General features: G+C 71.4%; 18 protein-coding genes. 11 read left to right on the top strand and 7 right to left on the bottom strand.

Features of this window, described 5'->3' with window-relative positions:
- Positions 1–4 precede the first annotated feature (4 nt).
- Positions 5–277: an acyl carrier protein gene (locus CIB93_RS20540; protein ID WP_096628725.1), complete on the bottom strand. Its 273-nt coding sequence runs from the start codon at positions 275–277 to the stop codon at positions 5–7.
- 56 nt (positions 278–333) lie between these two features.
- Positions 334–1,257 (bottom strand): hypothetical protein, encoded by a 924-nt coding sequence (locus tag CIB93_RS20535; protein ID WP_096628724.1) that lies wholly within the window; start codon positions 1,255–1,257, stop codon positions 334–336.
- Positions 1,258–1,518: 261 nt separating this feature from the next.
- Here CIB93_RS20535 and CIB93_RS20530 point away from each other — a divergent pair, with 261 nt between their 5' ends.
- The 7 genes from CIB93_RS20530 to CIB93_RS20500 all read left to right on the top strand — a co-directional run bounded on the left by CIB93_RS20530 (position 1,519) and on the right by CIB93_RS20500 (position 8,696).
- Positions 1,519–3,117 (top strand): class I adenylate-forming enzyme family protein, encoded by a 1,599-nt coding sequence (locus CIB93_RS20530; RefSeq protein ID WP_257002273.1) that lies wholly within the window; start codon positions 1,519–1,521, stop codon positions 3,115–3,117.
- Positions 3,114–3,401 (top strand): phosphopantetheine-binding protein, encoded by a 288-nt coding sequence (locus CIB93_RS20525; protein WP_096628722.1) that lies wholly within the window; start codon positions 3,114–3,116, stop codon positions 3,399–3,401. The genes CIB93_RS20530 and CIB93_RS20525 overlap by 4 nt, the downstream gene beginning before the upstream one ends.
- Complete coding sequence (locus CIB93_RS38455) at positions 3,398–4,729, top strand: alanine racemase (protein WP_096628721.1); 1,332 nt, start codon at positions 3,398–3,400, stop codon at positions 4,727–4,729. Before CIB93_RS20525 ends, CIB93_RS38455 begins: the two co-directional genes overlap by 4 nt.
- Complete coding sequence (locus CIB93_RS38450) at positions 4,726–5,955, top strand: acyl-CoA dehydrogenase family protein (protein ID WP_257002272.1); 1,230 nt, start codon at positions 4,726–4,728, stop codon at positions 5,953–5,955. The genes CIB93_RS38455 and CIB93_RS38450 overlap by 4 nt, the downstream gene beginning before the upstream one ends.
- Before the next feature lie 203 nt (positions 5,956–6,158).
- Positions 6,159–6,950 carry an ABC-2 family transporter protein gene (locus CIB93_RS20510; RefSeq protein ID WP_096628719.1) on the top strand — a complete coding sequence of 264 codons (792 nt, stop codon included), beginning with the start codon at positions 6,159–6,161 and terminating at the stop codon, positions 6,948–6,950.
- On the top strand, positions 6,943–7,746 hold the full coding sequence (locus CIB93_RS20505) for an ABC transporter permease (protein ID WP_257002271.1): 804 nt from the start codon (positions 6,943–6,945) through the stop codon (positions 7,744–7,746). The genes CIB93_RS20510 and CIB93_RS20505 overlap by 8 nt, the downstream gene beginning before the upstream one ends.
- A 2-nt stretch (positions 7,747–7,748) precedes the next feature.
- A complete protein-coding gene (locus CIB93_RS20500; RefSeq protein ID WP_096628718.1) occupies positions 7,749–8,696 on the top strand; it encodes an ATP-binding cassette domain-containing protein in 948 nt (315 codons plus the stop codon).
- Here CIB93_RS20500 and CIB93_RS20495 read toward each other — a convergent pair.
- A complete protein-coding gene (locus CIB93_RS20495; RefSeq protein ID WP_096628716.1) occupies positions 8,685–10,154 on the bottom strand; it encodes a class I adenylate-forming enzyme family protein in 1,470 nt (489 codons plus the stop codon). The two genes, CIB93_RS20500 and CIB93_RS20495, sit on opposite strands and share 12 nt — an antisense overlap.
- Positions 10,155–10,262: 108 nt before the next feature.
- A complete protein-coding gene (locus CIB93_RS20490; RefSeq protein WP_096628715.1) occupies positions 10,263–12,986 on the bottom strand; it encodes a GNAT family N-acetyltransferase in 2,724 nt (907 codons plus the stop codon).
- A gap of 432 nt (positions 12,987–13,418) precedes the next feature.
- On the opposite strand from CIB93_RS20490, the gene CIB93_RS20485 reads away from it, so the two are divergent.
- The 3 genes from CIB93_RS20485 to CIB93_RS20475 are packed head-to-tail and all read left to right on the top strand — an operon-like array spanning position 13,419 to position 17,118.
- Positions 13,419–14,735: a lysine N(6)-hydroxylase/L-ornithine N(5)-oxygenase family protein gene (locus CIB93_RS20485; protein WP_096628713.1), complete on the top strand. Its 1,317-nt coding sequence runs from the start codon at positions 13,419–13,421 to the stop codon at positions 14,733–14,735.
- Positions 14,732–15,313: a GNAT family N-acetyltransferase gene (locus tag CIB93_RS20480; RefSeq protein ID WP_096628711.1), complete on the top strand. Its 582-nt coding sequence runs from the start codon at positions 14,732–14,734 to the stop codon at positions 15,311–15,313. The genes CIB93_RS20485 and CIB93_RS20480 overlap by 4 nt, the downstream gene beginning before the upstream one ends.
- Entirely contained in the window at positions 15,310–17,118 is a 1,809-nt protein-coding gene (locus CIB93_RS20475) for an IucA/IucC family siderophore biosynthesis protein (RefSeq protein WP_096628710.1), read from the top strand. The genes CIB93_RS20480 and CIB93_RS20475 overlap by 4 nt, the downstream gene beginning before the upstream one ends.
- A gap of 122 nt (positions 17,119–17,240) precedes the next feature.
- Here CIB93_RS20475 and CIB93_RS20470 read toward each other — a convergent pair whose 3' ends face one another.
- Together CIB93_RS20470 and CIB93_RS20465 are read right to left on the bottom strand one after the other, a co-directional pair.
- Positions 17,241–19,127: a long-chain fatty acid--CoA ligase gene (locus CIB93_RS20470; protein WP_096628708.1), complete on the bottom strand. Its 1,887-nt coding sequence runs from the start codon at positions 19,125–19,127 to the stop codon at positions 17,241–17,243.
- A gap of 280 nt (positions 19,128–19,407) precedes the next feature.
- Entirely contained in the window at positions 19,408–20,316 is a 909-nt protein-coding gene (locus tag CIB93_RS20465; protein ID WP_179500175.1) for an NADP-dependent oxidoreductase, read from the bottom strand.
- A gap of 293 nt (positions 20,317–20,609) precedes the next feature.
- Between CIB93_RS20465 and CIB93_RS20460 the strand changes: the two genes are divergently transcribed.
- Positions 20,610–21,407, top strand: coding sequence for a helix-turn-helix transcriptional regulator (locus CIB93_RS20460; protein ID WP_373558774.1), 798 nt, complete (start codon positions 20,610–20,612; stop codon positions 21,405–21,407).
- 123 nt (positions 21,408–21,530) lie between these two features.
- Here CIB93_RS20460 and CIB93_RS20455 read toward each other — a convergent pair whose 3' ends face one another.
- Positions 21,531–22,457: a LysR family transcriptional regulator gene (locus CIB93_RS20455; RefSeq protein WP_096628706.1), complete on the bottom strand. Its 927-nt coding sequence runs from the start codon at positions 22,455–22,457 to the stop codon at positions 21,531–21,533.
- Between the last annotated feature and the right edge of the window lie 30 nt (positions 22,458–22,487).

Genomic DNA, 22,487 nt, shown 5'->3' with positions numbered 1-22,487 from the left:
ACTCTCATGGCGCGTCCACCGGGGCCGGGGCCGAGTTCCCGTCCGCGGCGGGGCCCCGCGTGGCCGCAAGCTCCGCGAAGGCGTCTACGTCGGGCGCGTCGAACGCGTCGGTGATCCACACGTCCGCGCCGCACCTGTCACGGACCAGCTCCACGATGCGCACCACTGTCAGTGAGTCGGCGCCGAGGTCGAAGAAGTCCCAGGCCGGGTCGAAGTCGTCGAGGCGCAGTGCTTCCCGGACGATGTCGAGCACCTGGGCGTGGATGGTCCGGTCCATGGCTTTCCCTTCGGACGACGTGTACCGGTCGGGTGCGTCGGGCGTATGGCGGCCGGTCAACGGACGTACTCGACGAGGGCGGCCGCCCACGAGCGCGGACTGGACGCGAGCAGGAGGACGGGTTCCCCGGGGACGGCCTCCCCGCGCCGGGCGAGTTCGGCCAGGTTCACCAGGATGTCCGCGGAGAAGCAGTGCCCGAGGTCGGCCTGGGTCGGGCAGTGGGCACGTCGCGGATCGACACCTGCGGCCAGGGCGAGGAAGGACCGTGACGCGTCCCCGTAGTTGCCCATGAGGATCTTGCCGACGTCCCGGCGCTCCAGCCCGAGAGGTTCCAGCGCCCGGCGGACGATCCCGCCCACAGCCCGGGTCGTGGCCCGCGCGACGGCCAGCTCCCTGGCCGAGGACTCGGTGTCCAGCCGGACACCGAGGGAGAGGGACCGCAGCCGGACGGCGGGCCCGTCCCCGACCGGTTCACGGCTCACCAGACAGGAGGCCGCACCGTCGCTGAGGACCGTTGTCCCGCTGGGGAGATACCGGGTCCCCGTGCTCACCCGGTCCGCGGTCACCAGGAGGACGGAGGACGCCGTACCGGCACGTACCGCATCACGGGCGGCGGCCAGTCCCGGGCCCAGGTTCCCGCAGCCGGAACCGCCCACGATCGCCCCCGGCAGGTCGGAACGGCCGGTACCGGCCAGGAAGTCCCACAGATCCATGGTGGGAGAGACGGCGGCGGGTGTGTCGGTGCAGAGCACGGCCGAGTCGACGGAGGCGTCGCCCGCGGCCGCGAGGGTCGCGCGGGCACTCGCGGTCGCCAACTCGGGTACCGGCGAGGCGGACACCCGTACGTGCCGCAGTCCCTGCTCCCGCAGCCGTTCGGCGTGGTCGGCGACCGTCGCGTCGTCCAGTTCCGCCAACGGCACGCGTTCCCCGGCCGCATGGGCGAACCCGGACAGGTACACCGTGTCTGTGCCGTCGCTCATGGACCGGCCTTCCGTCTCGTGCGCGGATCGAGCCGCGTCGGGTTCCCGGGGCCGCCCTCCGCCGGGGGCGGGCGCCGCTGTGAGGACACCGGTCTGCCCGACCGTACGAGCGCCTTGCGGCCCTTGGTCCGTACCCGGGCGCGCTGCCGAGGAGGAGGCGCACAATGCGCGTCCCACCTGGGAGGATGCGCGCAATCCCGGCCGGGGACCAATGGTACGGTACGGTAAAATTATCGCTCCAGCGGTGCGGGGAGGGCAGGGGTGACGGGTACGACAGGCGTGCCGACAACCGTCGAACTCCCGCCCTCGGGTCTCGTCACCGGCATCCTCCGGGCCGCCGTCTCCCGATACCCCGACCGGCCCGCGGTCGCGGACGGCCGCGCGCGGTGGAGCTACGCGGATCTGCACCGCCACAGCCTTCGCCTCGCGTCGCTGCTGCACGAACGCGGGGTCCGTCGAGGCGACCGGGTCGTCCTCGTCCTTCCGAACGGACCGGAGTTCGTCGCCCTCTTCTGGGCCGTCCTGCGGCTGGGCGCGGTCGTGGTCCCCGCCGCACCGGAAATGACGCCCCGCCAACTGGAACACCTGGGACGCGACTGTTCCGCGACGCTGTGGGTCACCGCCTCGGACGCCCCGGGGCGGGCACCCGCCCCCGCGACGCTCGGCATCGACGTCGTGCGGGAGGCTCTGGCCGCACATGCCGACGACGACCGGGTCCGGGAACCGGCGCCCACCGGTCCCGGGCCCGGCGACACGGCCCTCCTGATCTACACCTCCGGCAGTACCGCCGCCCCCAAGGGCGTCCTCTGCCCCCACGAACGCGTCGTGTTCGCGGCGACGGCGATCTCCGCCCGCCTCGGCCTGCGGTCCACCGACGTCATCTCCTGCCGGCTCCCCTTCTCCTTCGACTACGGCCTCTACCAGATCCTCCTGGCCGCCCTCGCGGGTGCGTGCCTCGCCGTGCCCCGGCAGCGCACCGAGGTCGAGACGCTCCGCGTTCTCAGGGACCTCGGTGTCACGGTCGTGCCGGTCGTGCCCACCTTGGCGGCCCTTCTCGCCCGCCTGGCGACACGTGATCCCCGCCCGACCTCGGTGCGCCGCTTCACCAACACCGGTGCCCACCTCACAGCCGAGCACTGCCGCCGCCTGCGCGAGGCGTTCCCGGGGGCCGACATCCTCTCCATGTACGGGATGACGGAGTGCAAGCGCATCACCGTCTCCGAGCCGGACGACGACCTTCGCCACCCGGGCACCGTCGGCACCGCCCTGCCCGGGACCGAGGTGACCGTCGTCGATGACGCGGGCAGACCGGTGCGTGTGGGGACGACCGGCGAGATCGTCGTGCGCGGGCCCCACGTGATGGCCGGTTACCACGCGGCGCCCGGACCGACGGCCGAGCGCTTCCGGGCCGGGGCCGACGGGGAGACGGTGCTCCACACCGGGGACCACGGCCGGATGGACAGCGCGGGCAGGCTGTGGCTGGAGGGCCGCCGGGACGACATCTTCAAACGGCGGGGCGTCCGCATGTCCGTCGCCGAGATCGAGGCGGCGGCGCTGACGGTCCCGGGTGTCGAGGAGGCGGCCGCGGTTCCCGACGTGCCGGGCGCCGGACTCGTCCTCTGGTACACGGGGGAGGCCGCGCCCGAACTGCTGCCCCCGGCACTGGCCGAACGGCTCGATCCCGCCCGCCGCCCGGACCGCGCGTACCGGCTGGAGGAGCTGCCCCGGACCCGCCACGGGAAGACCGACCGCGGTCGGCTGGCGACGCTCCCCGGCGGCCCCGCCCCCTGCGACGACCCGCCCACCGCTCCGTACGACGGCCGCCCCCGGCCGGAAGCACCGCACAGAGGTAAGCGATGACCCACTCATCCCCAGACACCGCGCACCCGGAAGAGCTGGAGGAACTTCTGCGCCCCTTGCTGCCGTTGCTTCCTCCCACCGAGCCGATCCGGCCCGACCTCGACCTCCAGGCGGCCGGGCTCGACTCGCTCGGCACGGTGGAGCTGCTCACCGGCGTCGAGGACCACTTCGGCATCGAGGTTCCCGAGGAGATGCTGACCTTCGAGCTGTTCAGCACGCCCTCGGCGCTCTGGGACGCGGTGAGGACCCTGCGCTCGCACGCGGACGGGCGGAGCCGTTCATGACGTCGCCGCCTGCGGGCCCGTCCGCCGCGACCGCTTCCGGTACGGCGGGTGCGGAACCGGCCGGGCTCGACCCGCGTGAGCGGCGAGCCCTGCTCGACCTCGGCGCGCGCTTCGGCACCCCGCTGTACGTCCTGCGGCTCGACCGGGTGCGGGACGCCGCGGCGCGGCTGCGTGCCGCCCTGCCGGAGGAATCCCGGCTCTGCTACTCGCTCAAGGCGAACCCCGACCCCCACGTCGTTTCCGTCCTGGCCCGGGCAGGGCTGGCCGCCGAGGTCAGCTCCACCGGTGAACTCGATGTCGCGCTGCGCGCCGGGTTCGCGCCCGAGGACTTCCTCTACACCGGTCCGGGGAAGACGGCGGCGGAGATCACCGCCGCCCTCGGCGCCGGCGTGCGGCTGTTCTCCGTGGAGTCGGTGGCCGACTACCGGCGCGTCGCACGGTTGTCGGCCGGAGCCGGCACGACAGCGCGGTGCCTGGTGCGACTGAACGCGGGCGGTGCCTCGGGCGCCGGTCTGCGGATGACGGGCAAGCCCTCGCAGTTCGGCATGGACCAGCGAGAGCTCGGAGAGCTGCTCGCCGCCCGGAGTGACCACCTGGAGATCGTGGGCACCCATCTGTTCGCGGGCACCAACATCGAGGGGGAGGCCGCACTCCTCGCGGAGTTCGCCGCCGCAGCCGAGGCGACCGCGTCGGCCCGGAAACGACTCGGCCTCACCGGCGGCATCGCCGACCTGGGCGGCGGCTTCGCCGCACCCTACGCCCGGCCGGGCTCCCCGGCCGGATATCCGTCGCTGCGCGTGGAGCTGGAGAAGGTCCTCGACCGTACGCTCCCGGGCTGGCGCGAGGGTTCCCCGGCCGTCGCCTTCGAGTCCGGCCGGGCTCTGACGGGTGACAGCGGCACGCTCCTCAGCTCCGTCACCGACGTCAAGACCAGCCACGACACCGTCTACGTGGTGCTCGACGCCGGTACGAACGTGCTGGGCGGCATGGCGGGGCTCGGGCGTCTCATGACGGCCGGGGTGCGGGCGGAACCGCTCGACGACGCGGAGCAGTCCTGCGAGGAGCGGCCGACCGTACTGGTGGGTCCGCTGTGCACACCGCTGGACGTGCTCGCAAGACGTCACGTCATGAGGCCCCCTGCTGTGGACTCGCTGCTCGCGGTGCCCAACACCGGCGCGTACGGCCTTCATGCGAGCCTGCTCGGTTTCCTCAGCCGCCCCCTGCCGGGCTGTGTCGTGCTCGACGGGGACGACGTCGTGTCCGCCAGCAGGCTGGAGCTGGTGGCCCGGCCGCTGCCCGACCGCCAGGCCGAAGGGACCGGGGAGTGAACGGCGACGAGAACACCGGGGCGCCGGAAGCGGAGTGGGAGGACGCGGTGGCGACGGCCGCCTCGGTGCTGGCCGAGCATGCCGCTCGGGTGGACGGGGACGGCGTCTTTCCCTCCGAGAGCCTGGCCGCTCTGCGGGAGCTCGGCCTCATGGGTCTGCTGGTGCCCAGGGAGTACGGCGGTCTCGGCCTCGGGCTCGGCGCGTTCACCACCGCGGCGGGACGGCTCGCGGCCGGTTGCCTGTCCACCGCGCTGATCTGGGCGATGCACGGCCAGCAGGTGGATGCCGTGGTCCGGTACGGATCCGAGCGCCTGCGCCGTGAGGTGCTGCCCCGGGTGGCGGCCGGAGAGCTGTACCTCGCCTCCGTCACCACGGAGCGGGGCAAGGGCGGGGACCTGCTCACCGCGCGTTCCGCGCTGCGACAGGACGAGACCGGCATCCTCCTCGACCGGGACGCCCCGGTGGTGACCGGCGGCAACCAGGCCGACGCCTTCCTCGTCACCGCGCGTGTCTCCCCCGACGCGGCCCCCACGGAGAGCTCCCTGGTCTACGCCGACCGTTCGCTTCTGAACATCGACGAGGTAGGAAGCTGGAAGGCCATGGGCATGCGGGGCACCCGCAGTGTGGGCCTGCGTCTAACCGGCCGCGTGCCGGAGTGGGGTGTCATCGGGCCGCCGGGCCGGTTCCGCGAGGTCGCCACCGAGAGTCTGATCCCCCTGGGACACCTCGGGTGGAGCGCCTGCTGGCTCGGTGCGGCGCGAGGCGCCTTCAGCGAGGTGACGAAGCGCCTGCGGGCCCGGGACGAACTGATCCGGGTGGACATCCGGTCGGAGCTGGTCCAGGAGAGGATCGGACGGATCCGGGTGGACCTGGAACTGGTCGGTGCCTACCTGGAGCAGACCCGGATGGAGGTGGAGGCGGTCCGCGCGGCGGCGGGGACGCTGTCGCGACCAGCCACCCAGATCCGGCTCAACACGCTCAAACTGGCCGCCTCGGAGCTGAGTTTCCGCGCGGTGGACCGGCTGGTTCAGCTGTCGGGCCTCTCCGTCGGCTACCGGCAGGACTCGCCCGTGCCCCTGGAGCGCGTCTTCCGGGATCTGCGGTCGGCGGCGCTCAACTATTCCAATGACCGGCTCTGGACGACCGTCGGCCTGCACAGTGTGCTGGACCACACGCCGCGTACCCCCCGTTTCGGCGAGCCCGGGGCCGGACCCGGACCCGGATGATCGTTGATCGCTGCATGTCATAATGTCGTATCAATGTCGTGTTTCGGCCTCCTGGTCCCGCCACCTCGGGTACGGGGAGTGGCCCGCCGGACAGGCTCAGCCCTCTCCGGCCTCACGAACGATCAGGCGGTTGTGCGCGGCACGCTGCTGAAACCCTCACAGCAGGCACGATCGCCGGCCTCGGCGCGAGAAACGGAACACGAGTGCGGATCTATCTGGAAGTCGCCAAAAGCGAGTTCCGTCGCTACAGCACCTATCGGGCGGCGACAGCCGCGGGGGTTTTCACCAACACCGTGTGGGCTTTCGTCAAGGCCTACATCTTCCTCGCGGTGTGGGACGCACGGGGTGACATCGGCGGGTACGACGCCGTGGACGCCGTGACGTTCGCGTTTCTGTGCCAGGCGCTGGCGGCCCCGCTCTCCATGTTCGGCCTCGGCATGGACCTGCCCCAGCGCATCCGCACCGGGGACGTCGTCGTCGACCTGCTGCGCCCCGCCCACTTCCAGCTGTGGTGGTTCGCCACCGACATGGGGCGCTCGGCGTTCCAACTCCTCTTCCGCGCCTTCCCGTTCCTGGCGGGCATCGTCTTCTTCGAGGTCCGTCTCCCCGGCGGCCCGGGACAGTGGGGCCTCTTCCTCGTCTCGTTGCTCCTGGCCTTCGCGGTCAGCTTCGCCCTTCGCTACGTCGTCGCGCTGGCCGTGTGGTGGGTCATGGACTCACGCGGCCTGGAGACCCTGATGACACTCCTCACCCTGTTCTTCTCGGGCATGGTCGTGCCTCTCGTCATGCTGCCCGGGTGGTTCGGCACCCTCGCGTCCGTGCTTCCGTGGTCGGCGATGCTCCAGGTCCCGGCGGATGTGTTCCTCGGCACCCATCAAGGGGCGGAGGCGTTCGGCGCCCTGGGGTTCCAGGCCCTGTGGGCGGTCGCGATCCTGGCGGTCGGGGCCCTGATGACGCACCGTGTGCGGACCTCGATGGTGGTGCAGGGTGGTTGAGGCTCTGCGGGCCTACGGCCTGCTCGTGCGCATGTGGACCAGGGCCGCCTGGCAGTACCCTGCCTCGCTGATCCTGATGACGGTCTCCCAGGCGCTGATCACACTGATGGACCTGGCCATGGTCGGGGTCCTCTTCTCGCAGGTGGACGCCCTGGCCGGGTTCGGCCTGCGGGAGGTGCTGTTCCTCTACGGCACCGCCTACCTGGCCTTCGGACTCGCCGACCTCGCCGTCGGCAATGTGGACCTGCTCGGATATCGCATCCGTATGGGCACCTTCGACTCGATGCTGGTCCGTCCGGCGAGCACGCTGGTGCAGGTGGCGGCCGAGGACTTCAGCCCGCGCAGGGTGGCGGTACTGCTCCAGGGCCTGGTGGTGCTCGGAGTGTCCCTGCCGATGGTGCCGGTGGACTGGGACGGGACCCGGGTGCTGGTCCTCGTCGGCATGGTCCTCTCCGGGGCCGTCATCTTCGGCGCCATCCGGGTGCTCAGCGCGGCCCTGCTCTTCCTCATCAACGACGTGGCCGAGGTGATCAGTGCGTTCACCTACGGGGGGAACATGCTGACCCAGTACCCGCTGGCCGTGTACGGCCAGCAGGCGCTGCGAGTGCTCACCTGGGTGGTGCCGCTCGGTTTCGTGAACTGGTATCCGGCCCTCTACGTGCTGGACCGCCCCGACCCGCTGGGTCTGCCACCGGCGCTGCAGTTCGCCTCGCCCGTCGTGGCCCTGATCCTCGTCCTGCTGGCCCGGGCGGCCTGGCAGGGCGGGGTCCGCCGCTACCGATCCACTGGGAACTGACCATGAGCCTCATCGAAGTCACCGACGTCCGTAAGTCGTTCAGCGTTCGCAAGGGTGGGATGCTGCGAGGGAAGCGCACCACCGTGGACGCCGTGCACGGCATCTCGCTGCGGGTGGAGCAGGGCGAGACCGTGGGGTACATCGGTCCCAACGGCGCCGGCAAGTCGACGATGATCAAGATGCTGACGGGAATCCTCACCCCCACGTCCGGCACGGTGCAGGTCGCCGGTCTCGTACCCAGCCGCGAACGGGTCGCTCTGGCACGGCGTATCGGCGTCGTCTTCGGCCAGCGCAGCACCCTGTGGTGGGACCTTCCGCTGGAGGACAGCTTCCGGCTCATCCACCATCTCTACCGCATCCCCGACGAGCGGTTCCGGGAGAACTTCGACCGGTACGTCGAACTGCTCGACATGGAGGGGTTCCTGCGGACGCCGGTGCGTCAGCTTTCCCTCGGGCAGCGCATGCGCGGCGAACTGACCGCGGCGCTGCTGCACGACCCGGAGATCCTCTTCCTGGACGAGCCCACCATCGGGCTCGACGCGGTCAGCAAGAGCACGGTGCGCGGCTTCCTGGAGGAACTGAACACCAGCCGGGGCACCACCATCATCCTGACGACGCACGACCTTGAGGACATCGAGCGACTGTGCGGGCGCATCGTCGTCGTGGACGACGGGCGCATCGGCTTCGACGGGTCCCTCGAAGGACTGCGCTCCCGGATGAACGCCGACCGTACCCTTGTCGTCGACCTGAAGGACCCGGTGGAGGCGCTGACCCTGCCGGGCGTCCGGGTCACCCGGGTCGAGGGTCCCCGCCAGTGGCTCGCGTTCCCCACCACGACGAGCGCCTCCGCCGTCATCGCCCAGGTGGCCTCGCAGGCCGACATCGTGGACCTCTCACTGCGTGAGCCGGACATCGCGGACATCGTCCAGCAGGTCGTGTCAGCGGGCTGACGGTACCGGCAGGTCCCTGCGGCGGAGCTTGCCGCTCTCGTCGCGCGGCAGCGACGGCACCACCTCGTACGAGGCCGGGACCTTCGCGGGAGACAGACGGCCACGGCAGTGCGCGTCGAGCACCGCGAGGTCCGGGCCCTGGGCACCGGCGGGCACCACCAGCGCATGCGGCACCTCTCCCAGCAGGGCGTGCGGACGGGGCACGACACAGGAGTCGGCGACCCCGGGCGCGGAGGCCAGGACCCCCTCGATCTCAGCCGGGTAGACGTTGGCCCCGCCCACGTTGATCATCTCCCCGGCCCTGCCCAGGACGTACAGGTAGCCGTCCTCGTCCAGGTAGCCCAGATCGCCGACGCTGCGGTACGTGTCCCGCCAGACCGGCAGTTCCGCGGGCGCGCTGAGATAGTCGGGGCCCTCGCCCGCGCACCGGAAGAACAGCCGGCCGGGCTCACCGGGTGCGCACGGCTCGTCGTCCTCGCCCACCACGGCGATCGCCCCCGGCGCGGGCCGTCCCACGCTTCCGGGCCTGGCCAGCCAGTCGTCGCCACGGATGTACACAAAGCCGAGCTGCTCCTGCGAGGAGTAGCTCTCGAAGACCCGCTCCGCCCCGAGAATCCCGATCCAGGCCCGCTTCACCTCGGGAGGGCACGGGGCCGAGCCGTGATGGAGGGCGGTCACCGAGGACAGGTCCCGGTCACGCAGGCCCACCCGGGGATCGAGGAGCATCTGCATCATGGTCGGCACCAGCCGCATCACGTTGACCCGGTACCGCTCGACGGCCTCGACCGCCAGGGACGGCATGAAGCGTGGCAGGAGCACCACGGTGTGGCCGAGCGCGAGTCCATGGTGCAGGGCGCCGAACCCGCTGTGGTGAAGGGGCGCCGCCACCAGCTGCACCTGGCCCGTGTCCAGGCCGACCGCCCGTTCGTGCGGGCTCGGCAGGTCGTCGGCGTCGAAGACCCACCCCCGGCGCCGGTGGATGATCCTCGGCCGCCCGGTGGTCCCCCCGGTCGCCGAGGCGCTGCGCGGCTCCGCGTCCGGCTGCCCGGGAGACCGCGTGCTGCGGCCGTCGCCCCACGCGGCCGGGGTGAGCCGGCCGTCGGTCGGGGCGTCCGCCGGGACGCCCACCAGGACGCGTGGCCGGACGGCGGCCGTCAGCGCCTCCGCCTCCTCGGCGCGCAACCTCGGATCCAGGGGCACCACGGTGGCACCGAGCTTCCAGGCCCCGAGGGTGGCGACGACGTGATCGAGGCCGTTGGGCAGGGCGATCATGACCGGGTCGCGGCCACGCACGCCGTGCGAGCGCAGCACGGCGGCGCAGTGGTTCGCCCGCTCGTCGAGCTCCGCCCAGCAGACCGTGGTCGCGTTCCCGCGCCGGTCCAGTACCACCAGCGCGGCGTCCTGCGGGCGGCTCGCCGCCGTCCCGGCCACGAGTTGGCAGACCGTCATGCGCCGCATGGCGCGACCTCCTTGTGTTTCCGGTTCAGCCGGCCGGTGACCTCCGGCCGAGCGAGGATTCTACGAACCACCGGGCCGGCCGGATGATGCCCGTCGGCCCCGTCCCGCTCAGCCCGTCCGGGGTGCGCCCGTGTCGCGTGCGAGGAAGAACAGCCGGGCCGTCTTGTGCTCCAGCCGGACCTCCTGGCCGGCGGTGAAACCGCCGCGCGCCAACCGGCGGTGCGACTTCTCGTTGCGTACGTCGGGTTCGGCGACGACTCGTAGACATGCCGGGTCGGCCCAGACGAAATCGAGCATGGCCGTCAGCAGCGCCCCGCCGAAGCCCTTTCGGGGCGCGCCCTCGGAGGGGGCGAACAGCAGGTGCATGCCGACGTCCCCGGGCCTGACGGAATAGTGCTCGCCCAGCGGGTCGTGTTCCGGCTCGTAGGTCTGGAGCAGCCCGACGGGACGCCCCTGGTGCTCCAGCAGGTAGGCGTGGTGGGTCTCCAGGCCGTCGACGTAGGCGTACACCTCACGCACCTGTTCCACGGTACGGCCGACCATTCCCCAGTAGCGGGCACGGTCGCTGTCGACCCAGGAATGGACGACGGCCGCGTCCTCGCCGGGGTCGAGGGCCCGCACCGCGAAGGAGCCGATGCCGGGCACTTCGCAGGTGTGGAGCACGGGCGGGGCCGCTCCGCCGGGGCGGGGGGCCGGCACGTCGGGGGCGGGCCGCTCGCGGACGGTCACGGGTACCTCCTCGGTGAGCAGCTGCCAGTCGGTCACGACGGGTGCGAGCTCGCCGCGCACCCACAGGCCGAGCTGATCGTGGTGATGGGGACTGGACGGCCGCCCCGAAGCGCCCAGCGGAACCACCCACCCGCTGTTGTCGCGGTCGGCGAGGTCCCAGACGTAGCGCGCCGCGGAGGCGCGCGCGCTGAGGTCGGTGAGGCCGGGCACGCTGGAGGACGACATGACGCAGTCGTGATCCCCGTGGACGGCGGGCCACTCGGTGTCCTGCGAGGGCACCGCCTCCCAGGGAGCGAGGCGGTGGGTGTCGCCCCAGGTGGCCGCCACGCCCGCGGCGGCCACCTCCTCCAGCGCCTCCCTGGTGTGCGTGGCGATGTCCACGGAGCCGGGCAGCACTCCGGGCGCCGTCAACCCCTCCAGGGCATGGCCGACACGGCCCAACGGGGACAGCCACGGCAGGAAGACGGGCGGGTCGTCGGCGCGCGGGGTGAGGCCGGCGAGGGCCGGGTCGGCGGTCAGCCGCCGGGTGAGCGCGCCGCGCCAGGCGGCGAAGACGGCGGCGCCCCGTGAGTCGGCCGCCATGCGCCGGTCCCAGGAGACGAGTTCCTCGCGCAGTGCGTTCGCCGCGGGCGACAGCCCGGTCAGGGGGAGGACCAGGCGTTCCAGCAGTACGGAGGCCGGGGCCAGCAGGGTGTCCGTGTGCACGGCGGCCATCTCCCCGGCCGACCAGCGCGGACGGGAGTCGAGCAAGGCCGCTATCCGGCGGGCGCGGTGCGGGGCGGCGAACTCGACGCCGAGAGGCGAAGCCAGGCCCCGGGCGTTGGCCATCACCGCGCGTCCCTCGCCGAGCCCGGCCCGCGGCATCGGCTCCCAGGCGCCGGTCCAGGCGGCGGCCTCGTCCCAGGCGTCGACGACACGTACCCGGTTGGCGGCGGCCCGGACCGGCACCGCCCCTGCCACGCGGTGCAGCAATCCCCCGGACGTGTCGGCCGCCATCACCACGTTCACCGGCTCCACCCAGTGGTCCAGGGCTCGGTCCACGTCCGCGACGGACCGGGACCGCAGGAGCGCGGGGAGGGCGTCGAAGCCGAGCGAACCGCGCACCCGGGCGGGCCACCGCAGGCTGACCGCCGTCCACCTGCCCCGCGCGCCCGGATCGCCCGCGTCACCGGGCTCCTCCTGTGCGGGCACGCCACCGATCACGACCGGGCCGCGCGCGGTCTCCACCGTCTCCACCACCACCGGTTCCCGCCGCGCCACTTCGATGGTCTCGGTGCCCGACCGCGCCTGTTCCCAGCCGTCCGGACCCCAGGCCTCCACCCCGGCCCCGGCTCCGGGCGTGCGCCGCAGCCGCTCGCGGTAGAGGTCCTGGTAGTCGGCCATGGAGTTGGTGATGGCCCAGGCGACGCTTCCGGCGTGAGCGAAGTGAGCGATTCCCGGCACACCCGGGACGGCGAGTCCCAGTACGTCGAACTCGGGGCAGGAGAGACGTATCTGCTGGTAGACGCCCGGTGCCTCGATGAACCGGTGCGGATCACCGCCGAGCAGCGGGAACCCGGACGTGGTGCGTTCCGGACCGAGCAGCCAGCCGTTGCTTCCCGAGGAGCCCGGGCCGTCCGAGGCGAAACCGCGCACGGCATCGGCGCCCAGGACCTCGATGACACGGTCGCGCCAGAGCTTGGAGGGGAAGCCCGCGAAGAGCAGGTGGTGCGAGAGCCACAGGGCCAGCGGCGTCCACGGCTCCCATGCCGCCGCGGCGAGCTCCGTACGGGCGAACTCGGGTGCCAGACGCCGGGCTTCGGGCAGGGCCGAGTTGACGCCCTCGGTGTAGGCGTCCACCCAGGCCTTCGTGTCCGGCGAGAGGCTTTCGAAGCACCTGCGCGCGGTGTCCGCCAGGCCCGCGCGCCGGACGAGGGCGTCCCAGTGCACGTGCTCCTCGCCGAGGAAGGCCGCGGAGGTGCCCAGCGTGCGGTGGCGTTCGACCTCGATCTGCCAGGCACGGTCCCGCGCGGTGACCGCACCCTGGGCACGCGCCAGGGCCAATGCGTCCGTCGCCCGCAGATGCGGAATGCCGTAGGCGTCTCGGTAGATGCGGGCGGTCAATCCGAAACTCCTCGCGCGGTGTGCCTGAGGTGGAGGGGACAAACCCCTGGTCGCGCGGGCTCCGGTGAGGAGCTGCCCGCCGGGCCGGCGGTCCGCCGCGCGCGGCCGCTTCCTGCCGGGAGACCGGAATCCGGTTTGCGAGGTTACCCTAACGTCGCGCGACTCGCGCGCCCCCCCACCTGCTTGTTTGTGCTGCGGCGAGGAGGTGCGGCGACGGTGGACCCTGGCCGGCTCCGCCGCGGATCAGGCGGGGCATGATGGCGGCCGCGGTGTCGCGGCGACTGTCGGTCCGGACGCGCCGCGTCGCGTGCCCTACGTCGAGGCGATGTACGCCTTCCGCGCGTGAGACACCCGCCACGCGCGGAGCCGACCCGGGCACCGGCTTCGTCCACCCATCTGTTCCATCCGCACGCCGAACCACCGGAGAACCGCATGCCCCACCCCGACACCGAAGCGGTGCACGACTTCGTCGCCGTCGGCCTGGGTCCGTACAACCTCGGGCTCGCCTGCCTGAGCGCCCCGGTCGAGGACCTCGACGGCGTCTTCCTGGAGGCCCGTGAGCAGTTCGACTGGCATCCCGGCATGCTGCTCGACTCCGCGACCCTCCAGACCCCTTTCATGGCCGACCTGGTGACGCTCGCCGACCCCACCTCGCCCTTCTCCTTCCTGAAGTACCTCAAGGACAAGGGACGCCTCTACCCCTTCTACATACGCGAGAGCTTCTACCCGCTGCGCGCCGAGTACAACGACTACTGCCGGTGGGCGGCGGGCCGGCTCCCCTCCGTCCGCTTCGGACAGCGCGTGGACCGGGTGGAGTACGACGAGGCGGCAGGTGTCTACGTCGTCACCGCCACGCGGGTCGGCACGGGCGAGGCGGTGCGTCACCGGGGGCGCCACCTCGTGCTGGGCACCGGGACGCCGCCCCATCTGCCCCCGGCCTGCCGCGGCCTCGGCGGCGACCTCATCCACAACTCGACGTACATGGCGGACAAGGCGGGGCTCCAGAAGAAGGAGTCGATCACCATCGTCGGCTCCGGTCAGAGCGCGGCGGAGATCTTCCACGACCTCCTCTCCGACATCGACGTGCACGGGTACCGCCTCAACTGGGTGACCCGCTCGGCCCGCTTCTTCCCGCTGGAGTACACCAAGCTCACGCTGGAGATGACCTCCCCCGACTACGTGGACTACTACCACTCGCTCCCCGAGGACACCCGCTACCGACTGGTGGGGGAGCAGAAGGGCCTCTCGAAGGGCATCGACGCGGAACTGATCAACGCCGTCTTCGACCTGCTCTACCAGAAGAGCACCGCGGGCCCCGTCCCGGCGCGGCTCCTCACCAATACGTCCCTGGACACGGCCCGGTACGACGAGACCAGCCGCCGGTACACCCTGGGCCTTCACCACGTCGAGCAGGATCGGGACTTCGCCCTGCACACGCACGGCCTGGTGCTGGCCACCGGCTATTCCTACGCCCCGCCCGCCTTTCTCGACCCCGTCCGGGAGAGGCTCCGGTGGGACGGGCACGGCGGCCTGGACGTCGCCCGCAACTACAGCGTGGACGTCACCGGGCGGGAGGTGTTCCTCCAGAACGGGGCGGACCACGCGCACAGCGTCACCTCGCCGGACCTGGGCATGGGCCCGTACCGCAACTCGTGGATCATCCGCGAGCTGACCGGCCGCGATGTCTATCCGATCGAGAAGAGCATCACCTTCCAGGAGTTCGGCGCGCCGGACGGGGACATCTCGTGACGCGTCTCGACCGGCGGGTGCTGTTCTCCCGCACGACGCCCCTGGGCGTCTTCGCCCTTCACCCCCTGGTCCCGGACGAGGACGGCGAGTTCCTGCACGCCTGGGTGACCCACCCGAAGGCCACGTACTGGATGATGGGTGACCTGAACCCCGGGGAAGTACGGCGGGCCTACGAGGAGATCGCCGCGCATCCGCACCACGACGCTTTCGTGGGAACACTCGACGGCGAGCCCTGTTTCCTGATGGAGCGCTACGACCCCGCGAAGGTCGAGCTGGCAGGGCTGTACGAGGACCGGCCCGGCGACATCGGTATGCACTTCCTCTGCGCACCGGCCGGGGAGCCCGTGCACGGTTTCACCCGTGCCGTCATCACCACGGTGGTCTCCTCCCTCTTCGAGGACCCCGGGGTGCGGCGCGTCGTCGTCGAGCCCGATGTGCGCAACACGGCCGTGCACGCTCTCAACACCGCCGTCGGTTTCGTGCCGGAGACGACCCTGACCAAGCCCGAGAAGGAGGCCCTGCTGAGCTTCTGCACCCGAGAGCGATTCCGGGCCGCGACCGAAGGAGTCAACGAATGACCGCCGCTCCAGGCCCTCGCGGACCGAGCGACCTGACGGCGCATCTGCGCCCGGACCTGTGGGCCGCCGCCAACATCGCCCTGGTCCGCAAGGCCCTCGCCGAGTTCTCGCACGAGCGGCTGCTCGTACCCGAAGCCGTGGGCGAGGGCCGGTACGTAGTGCGCTCCGACGACCGGACGGTGGAGTACCGCTTCTCCGCACGCCGCTTGGAGCTCGATCACTGGTCCATCGACCCGGAGACTCTCACCCGTCACCGGGGCCCTCTCGCCCTGCCGCCGGACCTTGTCGACCTCGTCCTCGAACTGCGCGGGACCCTGGGCCTGAGCGACGAGGTGCTCCCCGTGTACGTGGAGGAGCTGAACGCCACCCTCTCCTCGATGGCCTACAAGCTCTCGCTGCCCCCCGTGTCCGCCGCCGCACTCGCACTCCGGGGTTTCCAGGCGCTCGAAGCAGGCATGACCGAGGGCCACCCCGGCTTCGTCGCCAACAGCGGGCGGATAGGTTTCGACAGCGAGGAATTCCACCGGTACGCGCCCGAGGCCGGCACCCCCGTACGGCTGGTGTGGCTGGCTGCCCGCCGTGACCGCACGACCTTCACCTCGTGCGCGGGCCTCGACTACGACACGCTGGTCGAGCGGGAACTCGGCGGGGGACAGCGAGCGCGGTTCGAGGATGTCCTGACCGGCCTCGGCCTGGAGCCCGGTGACTACCTCTTCCTCCCGGTACATCCCTGGCAGTGGGCGAACAAGCTCAGCGTGGCCTTCGCGGGCGAGGTGGCCACCCGCGCCCTCGTCCACCTCGGCGAGGGCGAGGACCTCTACCTCCCGCAGCAGTCCGTGCGCACCTTCTTCAACGCCACTCACCCCGAGCGTTCTTATGTCAAGACCGCCATCTCCGTGCTCAACATGGGCTTCATGCGCGGACTCTCGGCGGCCTACATGGAGGCGACCCCAGCGATCAACGACTGGCTCGCGCAGCTGATCGCCAAGGACCCGGTGCTGTCGGCCACCGGACTGACGATCATCCGTGAGTACGCCGCGATCGGCTATCGCAGCCCGCAGTACGAGGCCGCCACCGACCGCTACTCGCCCTACCGGAAGATGCTGGCCGGGCTGTGGCGGGAGAGCCCTGTGCCCGGGCTGGCCCCGGGAGAGCGCCTGGCCACGATGGCCGCTCTCCTCCACCAGGACCGCGACGGCGAGTCGTTGGCGGCGGCTTTGATCGCCTCGTCCGGGCTCGGCGCGCAGGAGTGGCTGCGCCGGTACCTCGACGCGTACCTCACGCCGTTGCTGCACAGCTTCTACGCCTACGACCTCGCGTTCATGCCGCACGGCGAGAACGTGATCCTCGTCCTCGACGAGAACGGCGCCGTAGTGCGCGCGGTGTTCAAGGACATCGCCGAGGAGATCGTCGTCATGGACTCCCGTACCGCGCTGCCGGCCGCGGTGGAGCGCGTTCGGGCCGACGTGCCCGAGGACATGCGGCTGCTGTCGATCTTCGCCGATGTCTTCGACGGCTTCTTCCGCCATCTCGCGGCGATCCTGGACGAGTCCGGTGCCATGGAGGAGCGGGAGTTCTGGCGCACCGTCGCCCACTGCGTGGCCGACTACCAGGAGTCGGTGCCGGACCTCGCGGAGAGGTTCGTGCGTTACGACCCGTTCGCCCCTGCCTTCGCCCTGTCGTGCCTCAACCGCCTCCAGTTGCGCGACAACCGGCAGATGGTCGATCTCGCCGACCCGTCCGCCGCCTTGCAACTGGTCGGCGAACTCTGCAATCCGCTGGCCCGGTTCCGCCCCGGCGGGTGACCTGCCCGCCGACGGGCGGGACCCGGCGCCGGGCTCACAGGGCCGGGGGTGAAGGGGGCCGAGGCAGGGCCCCCTTCACCCCCGGTTGCCGACTGGCCCGGGACGACGGGACGGGACGGCGGTCAGGCCTCGCGGGAACCCTCGTACATCTCCTTGATGACCTCGGCGTATTCGCGCTCGACGACAGGCCGCTTGACCTTGAGACTCGGGGTGAGTTCACCGTGCTCGATGTCGAGGTCGCGCGACAGCACCGAGAACTTCTTGATGGTCTGCCACCGTTGCAGGTCGTCGTTGACCCGCTGGACGAAGCCACCGATCAGCTCGTGGACCTCTGGTGAGGAGACGACCTCGGCGTAGCTGCGCCCGCCGAGGCCGTGGGCCGCCGCCCACGGCATGATCACGGTCTCGTCCAGGGTGATCAGGGCGCTGCAGAAGTTGCGGCCGTCGCCGATGACCAGGATGTTGCTGACGAACGGGCAGACGGCCTTGAAGCGGCCTTCGATCTCGGTGGGCGCCACGTACTTGCCGCCGGAGGTCTTGAACAGGTCCTTCTTGCGGTCGGTGATCCGGATGAAGCCGTCCTCGTCCCTGTTGCCGATGTCGCCGGTGTGCAACCAGCCGTCGCCGTCCAGCACCTCCGCGGTCTTCTCGGGGAGGTTGTGGTAGCCGCGCATGATGCCAGGGCCCCGCAACAGGATCTCGCCGTCCTCGGCGATGCGGACCTCGGTGCCGGGCAGCGCCGTGCCGACCGTGCCGACCCGGTTGTCCTCGGAGGGGTTGACGACGCAGCCCGCGCTGGTCTCGGTCAGACCGTAGCCTTCGAGGATGCGCACGCCGGCGCCGGCGAAGAAGTAGCCGATATCGGGGGCGAGCGCGGCACTGCCCGAAACGCTGGCGCGCAGATTGCCTCCGAAGGCCGCGCGTATCCTGCCGTACACCAGCCTGTCGGCGACGGCGTGCTGCAACGCGAGTGACAGAGGCACGCGGCGTCTTCCGGTTTCCGCCATGCTCTCCTGCCCGGCCCTGGCGCAGTCGCGGGCGACCTTCGCCGCCCAGAGGAAGATCCTGTACTTCACGCCCCCCTCGGCTCTCGCCTTTCCCGCGATGCCGTTGTAGACCTTCTCGAAGATCCGTGGGGCGGACGCCATCAGGGTGGGGCGTACGGCGGGCAGGTTGGTGATGATGCGGTCGACCCGTCCGTCCACCGCCATCACGTGGCCCGTCCTGATCTGACCGGAGATCAGGGCCTTGCCGAAGACGTGGGACAGCGGCAGCCACAGGAACTGCACATCGTCGGAGCGCAGCAGCCCGCAGGACTCCTGTGCCACGGCCTGGTAGGACCAGCAGTCGTGGACCAGGCGCACGCCCTTCGGCCGGCCGGTCGTGCCGGAGGTGTAGATCAGGGTGGCGAGCTGCTCCGGCTCGATGGCCCGGACCGTCTCCTCGATCGCGTCGGGGTGCTCCGCCAGGTACGCCGTGCCCCGCCTCTCCAGCTCAGCGAGGGACAGCACCGTGAGCCCCTCCACCTGAGGGATGTCCGCCTCGGCGTCGAAGAGGATCGCGTGGCCCAGCTCGGGCAGGCGGTCGGCGTGGGGGACGACCTTGGCCAGCTGGGCGGCGTTCTCGACGAAGATCGCCCGGCTGCCGGAGTCGGAGAGGATGTACACCGTCTCATCGGCGTTCGTGCTGGGGTAGACAGCGGTGGCCGCAGCGCCCGCGCACATGACGCCCAGGTCGGCCAGGATCCACTCCACCCGGGTGGAGGAGGAGATCGCCACCCGCTCCTCGGACTGGACTCCGAGGTCGAGCAGGCCGGCCGCGATCGCCCTGACCCGCTCAGCGGTCTGCGCCCATGTCAGCGAGCGCCACCGCTCGGTGCCGGGAACGCCGTCGTCGGCCGGCGCGGGGTAGCGGTAGGCCTCCCGGTCGGGGGTGGCCTCGACTCTGGAGAGAAGGATGTGCGCCACGGAAGCCGGGCGTCTTTCACGAGGGGACTGCGCGGAACTCATGTTGACCTCCGGGCCCGGGTGCGCCCATCAAACGACTTGTTAACTGACAGGTAACTCGCAAGCAAGGGTCACAGTAGGGCGCGCGCCCGCCGATGCGTAAGGGAAGAAGGCATTTCACTGGTCGCCCTGCCGAACCCTGGGCGGGTGCACAAGGAGCCGCCCGCGCCGGGCCGCGCTTCCCGCTGCAGGTTCAAACCCGGCCGCCGTCTCGTACGCCGTCGGGGTCCGCTTGCGGCGCGTCGACGACCGGCCGGTCAGCCCGCCCAGGCCGTGGGTCCGGTTACAGGCCGAGCACGAGCTTGCCGCGGACCTGACCGGTCTTGCTGATCAGCTGTGCCTCGGCCGCCTTCTCCAGGGGCAGAATGTCCTGGACTTCGACGTGAACGACTCCGGTGTCGATGAGCTTGCCGATGTGGTGCAGTGCCTGGCCGTCAGGGGCGACGATGACGCGCCGCCCTGTCGTCCCCGGTACGCGGTAGGCCTCGTCGATCGGTTCCGGCAGTGTGACGAGCATCCCGCCCGGACGCAGCAGCGGCCACGACTCCCGCTGGGTCCGGCCGCCGACAGTGTCGATGACGACGTCGACCGGTTCGATGGCGTGCAGGCTGTCCGAGGTGCGGTCCACGGGTTCGTCGACGCCGAGCCGACGCAGGAAGTCGAGGTTGCGCGGCGACGCGGTGGCCGAGACATGCGCCCCGAGGTACTTGGCGAGCTGTACGGCGAAGTGGCCGACGCCGCCCGCGCCGGCGTGCACCAGAACCCGCTGCCCAGCGGTCACCTGCGCGGTGTCGAGGGACTGCCAGGCAGTCAGGGCCGCCAGGGGGACGGCCGCGGCCTGCGCGAACGACAGGCTGACAGGCTTGGGCGCCACCGCTGAGGCAGGCAGCACGGCGTACTCCTGGTAGGCGCCGCCGTACGGCAGGGGCAGCATGCCGAAGACCTCGTCACCAGCGGCCGGGCCGTCAGCCGTCGTCGTTGTGACGACCGTCCCTGCCACATCCCAGCCCATCCCCAGCGGGAAGGGCCGGTCCGTGCCGACCGCGCCTTCACGGAACTTCCAGTCGACGGGGTTGACCCCGGCCGCCCGGACCCTGACCAGGATCTCCCCGTCCGCGGCGGCTGGTACCGGCTGCTCGGTCAGTTCCAGGACGCTTTCGTCGCCGTAACGGGAGAAGACCACTGCACGCATGACCGGTGCTCCTAAAGTCTGAAACGAGCCGTCGGCCTCAGGGGCGACGGCTGTGCGGTACGCACTGTGCTCAACCGTGGACCGGAGAAGCCCTGCCAGCCATTACCCCGTCAGTACCACCCTCCAGACCGTGGAGGGTGGTACTGACGGGGACCGGACGGCGCCTTTGGCCGAGGGCATACTGACGTCGGTGGTGGTGGGAAGGACCGGCCCGCTCCGACGAGGACGAACCAGGGGTGGCCGTGAAGCAGGCGCGTGAGCTGGGGGGATTTCTCCATTCACGGCGGTCGCACGTGACGCCTCAGGTCGCGGGCGTCCCTGTGCTGGGCCGACGGCGGGTGCCGGGGCTGCGCCGCGAGGAGGTGGCGGAACTCGCCGGGGTGAGCACTGTCTACTACACGCGTCTGGAGCAGGGCCGCGCGACCAACCCCTCGGATTCCGTGCTGGACGCGCTGGCCCGTGTGCTGCGCCTGGACGCGACGGAGCGGGCTCATCTGTACGCTCTCGCCCGCCCGCCGCAGCACCGGGCGGGCGAGTCCCTGTCTCCCGAGGCGCAGCGGGTGCGTCCGGAGGTCCGCAGGCTTCTGGATGCCGTGGGTGCCGTGCCCGCGTACGTCCTCGATCTCGACATGGACGTACTCGCCGCCAATGACCTCGCCCTGGCCCTGATCCCCGGCTCCGCCGGTGTCCCGGCGGGCACCTTGAACATCGCCCGCTACATCTTCCTGGACAACGCGGCCCGCAGTCTCTACCCGCATTGGGAGCAGGTCGCCCGCCAGACCGTCGGGTTCCTGCGCTTCTCAGCCGCCCGCCATGCGCACCAGGCACGTCTGGGGCACCTCGTCGCGGAACTCAGTGACCACAGCCCTGAGTTCCGGGGGTGGTGGGCGGAGCAGGAAGTCCAGGAGAAGACGCATGGCGCCAAGACCTTCGACCACCCGGTGGCCGGCCGGTTCGACCTCGCCTACGAGACCCTGGCCCTGCCCGGCGACGAGGGCCAGTCGCTCGTCATCTTCACCGCTCCCTGCGGCACCGCGGAAGGCGCGTTGAAGCTGCTGGGCAGCTGGGCGGCGACAAGCGCACGACAGTAGGGGCGGGGTCACACGGCACGGCCCGGAAGCACTATCGGCACGGCAACTGGTCCGGCACCATCCAAGGCATCAAGTCCGTCTACAACAACGGTAGTCCGCAGTCGGGATCGCGTCGAAGCCCGCTCATGTACGGGGTCGGGCGCGGTTCTCGGCCCGCCTTCGGCCGGCGGCGGGGAGGGGGGAGGCGGCTGTGCGCGCGGTGCGGCCGGGGCGGGGGTCTTGCAGGGCGCGGCCGAAGGCGGCGGCGTGGGGGTGGGGGTTGGTGCGCGGGTAGGCGTAGGTGAGGACGGCTGGCGGGGCGCCCGAGAGCGGCAGGTGGAGGATGTCCGGGTCCGGGTGCTGTGCGGCCACCGAAACCGGCAGTACGCCGACGCCGCGGCGGCCGGCGACGGCGTGGAGGTACTCCTCGATGTTGGAGACTTCCGCGCCGATCTCGGGGGTGGCGTCGGCCGGCCAGTCCTGGGGGGTGAGTGTGCCGCTGACGGTGTTGACGACGATGCAGCGGCGCCCGAGGTCGCGCCAGGTGACGCGCTCGCGCACCGCCAGGGTGGAGGCCCGGGAGACCGCCGCGATGCGCGGCTCGCGCAGGACCTCGGTGGTGACCAGGCGGGGGTTGTGGACGGCCCCCCAGAGCAGGGCGGCATCGACGGCGCCCTCGCGCAGTCCGGCGGTGCGGTCGTCCCGGCGTACGGTCTGCACGAGGACGAGGTCGCGTTCCTCCAGCGTGGCCTGCGCCTGGCGGCCGCGCCGGAGGGGGAAGCCCCAGGCGTAGCCGAGTCGCAGTGAGGACTGCGGCTCGGCGGGCCGGAGCGCTGATTCCAGTTGGGGCAGGAGAACTTGGAGGTCGGCCCGAAGGCGGTGTCCCTCCGCGGTGAGGGTGGGGTGGCGGGTGCTGCGGTCCACCAGGGCGCGGCCCAGTGCTCCCTCCAGGCGCTGGATGTGGCGGCTGAGGGTGGGCTGGGAGATACCGAGACGGTCCGCGGCCCAGGTGAAGTGCTGTTCCTCCGCCAGGGCGAGAAAGCATCGCAAATGACGCAGTCCGATATCCATGGGGGCAATGCTAGCCAGGGGTGGGTGTTT

The organism is Streptomyces sp. WZ.A104, from assembly GCF_002382885.1.
Classification (GTDB): Bacteria; Actinomycetota; Actinomycetes; order Streptomycetales; family Streptomycetaceae; genus Streptomyces.
The sequence above is the reverse complement of the archived record's forward strand: the minus strand, read 5'-3'. Positions and strand labels throughout refer to the sequence as shown.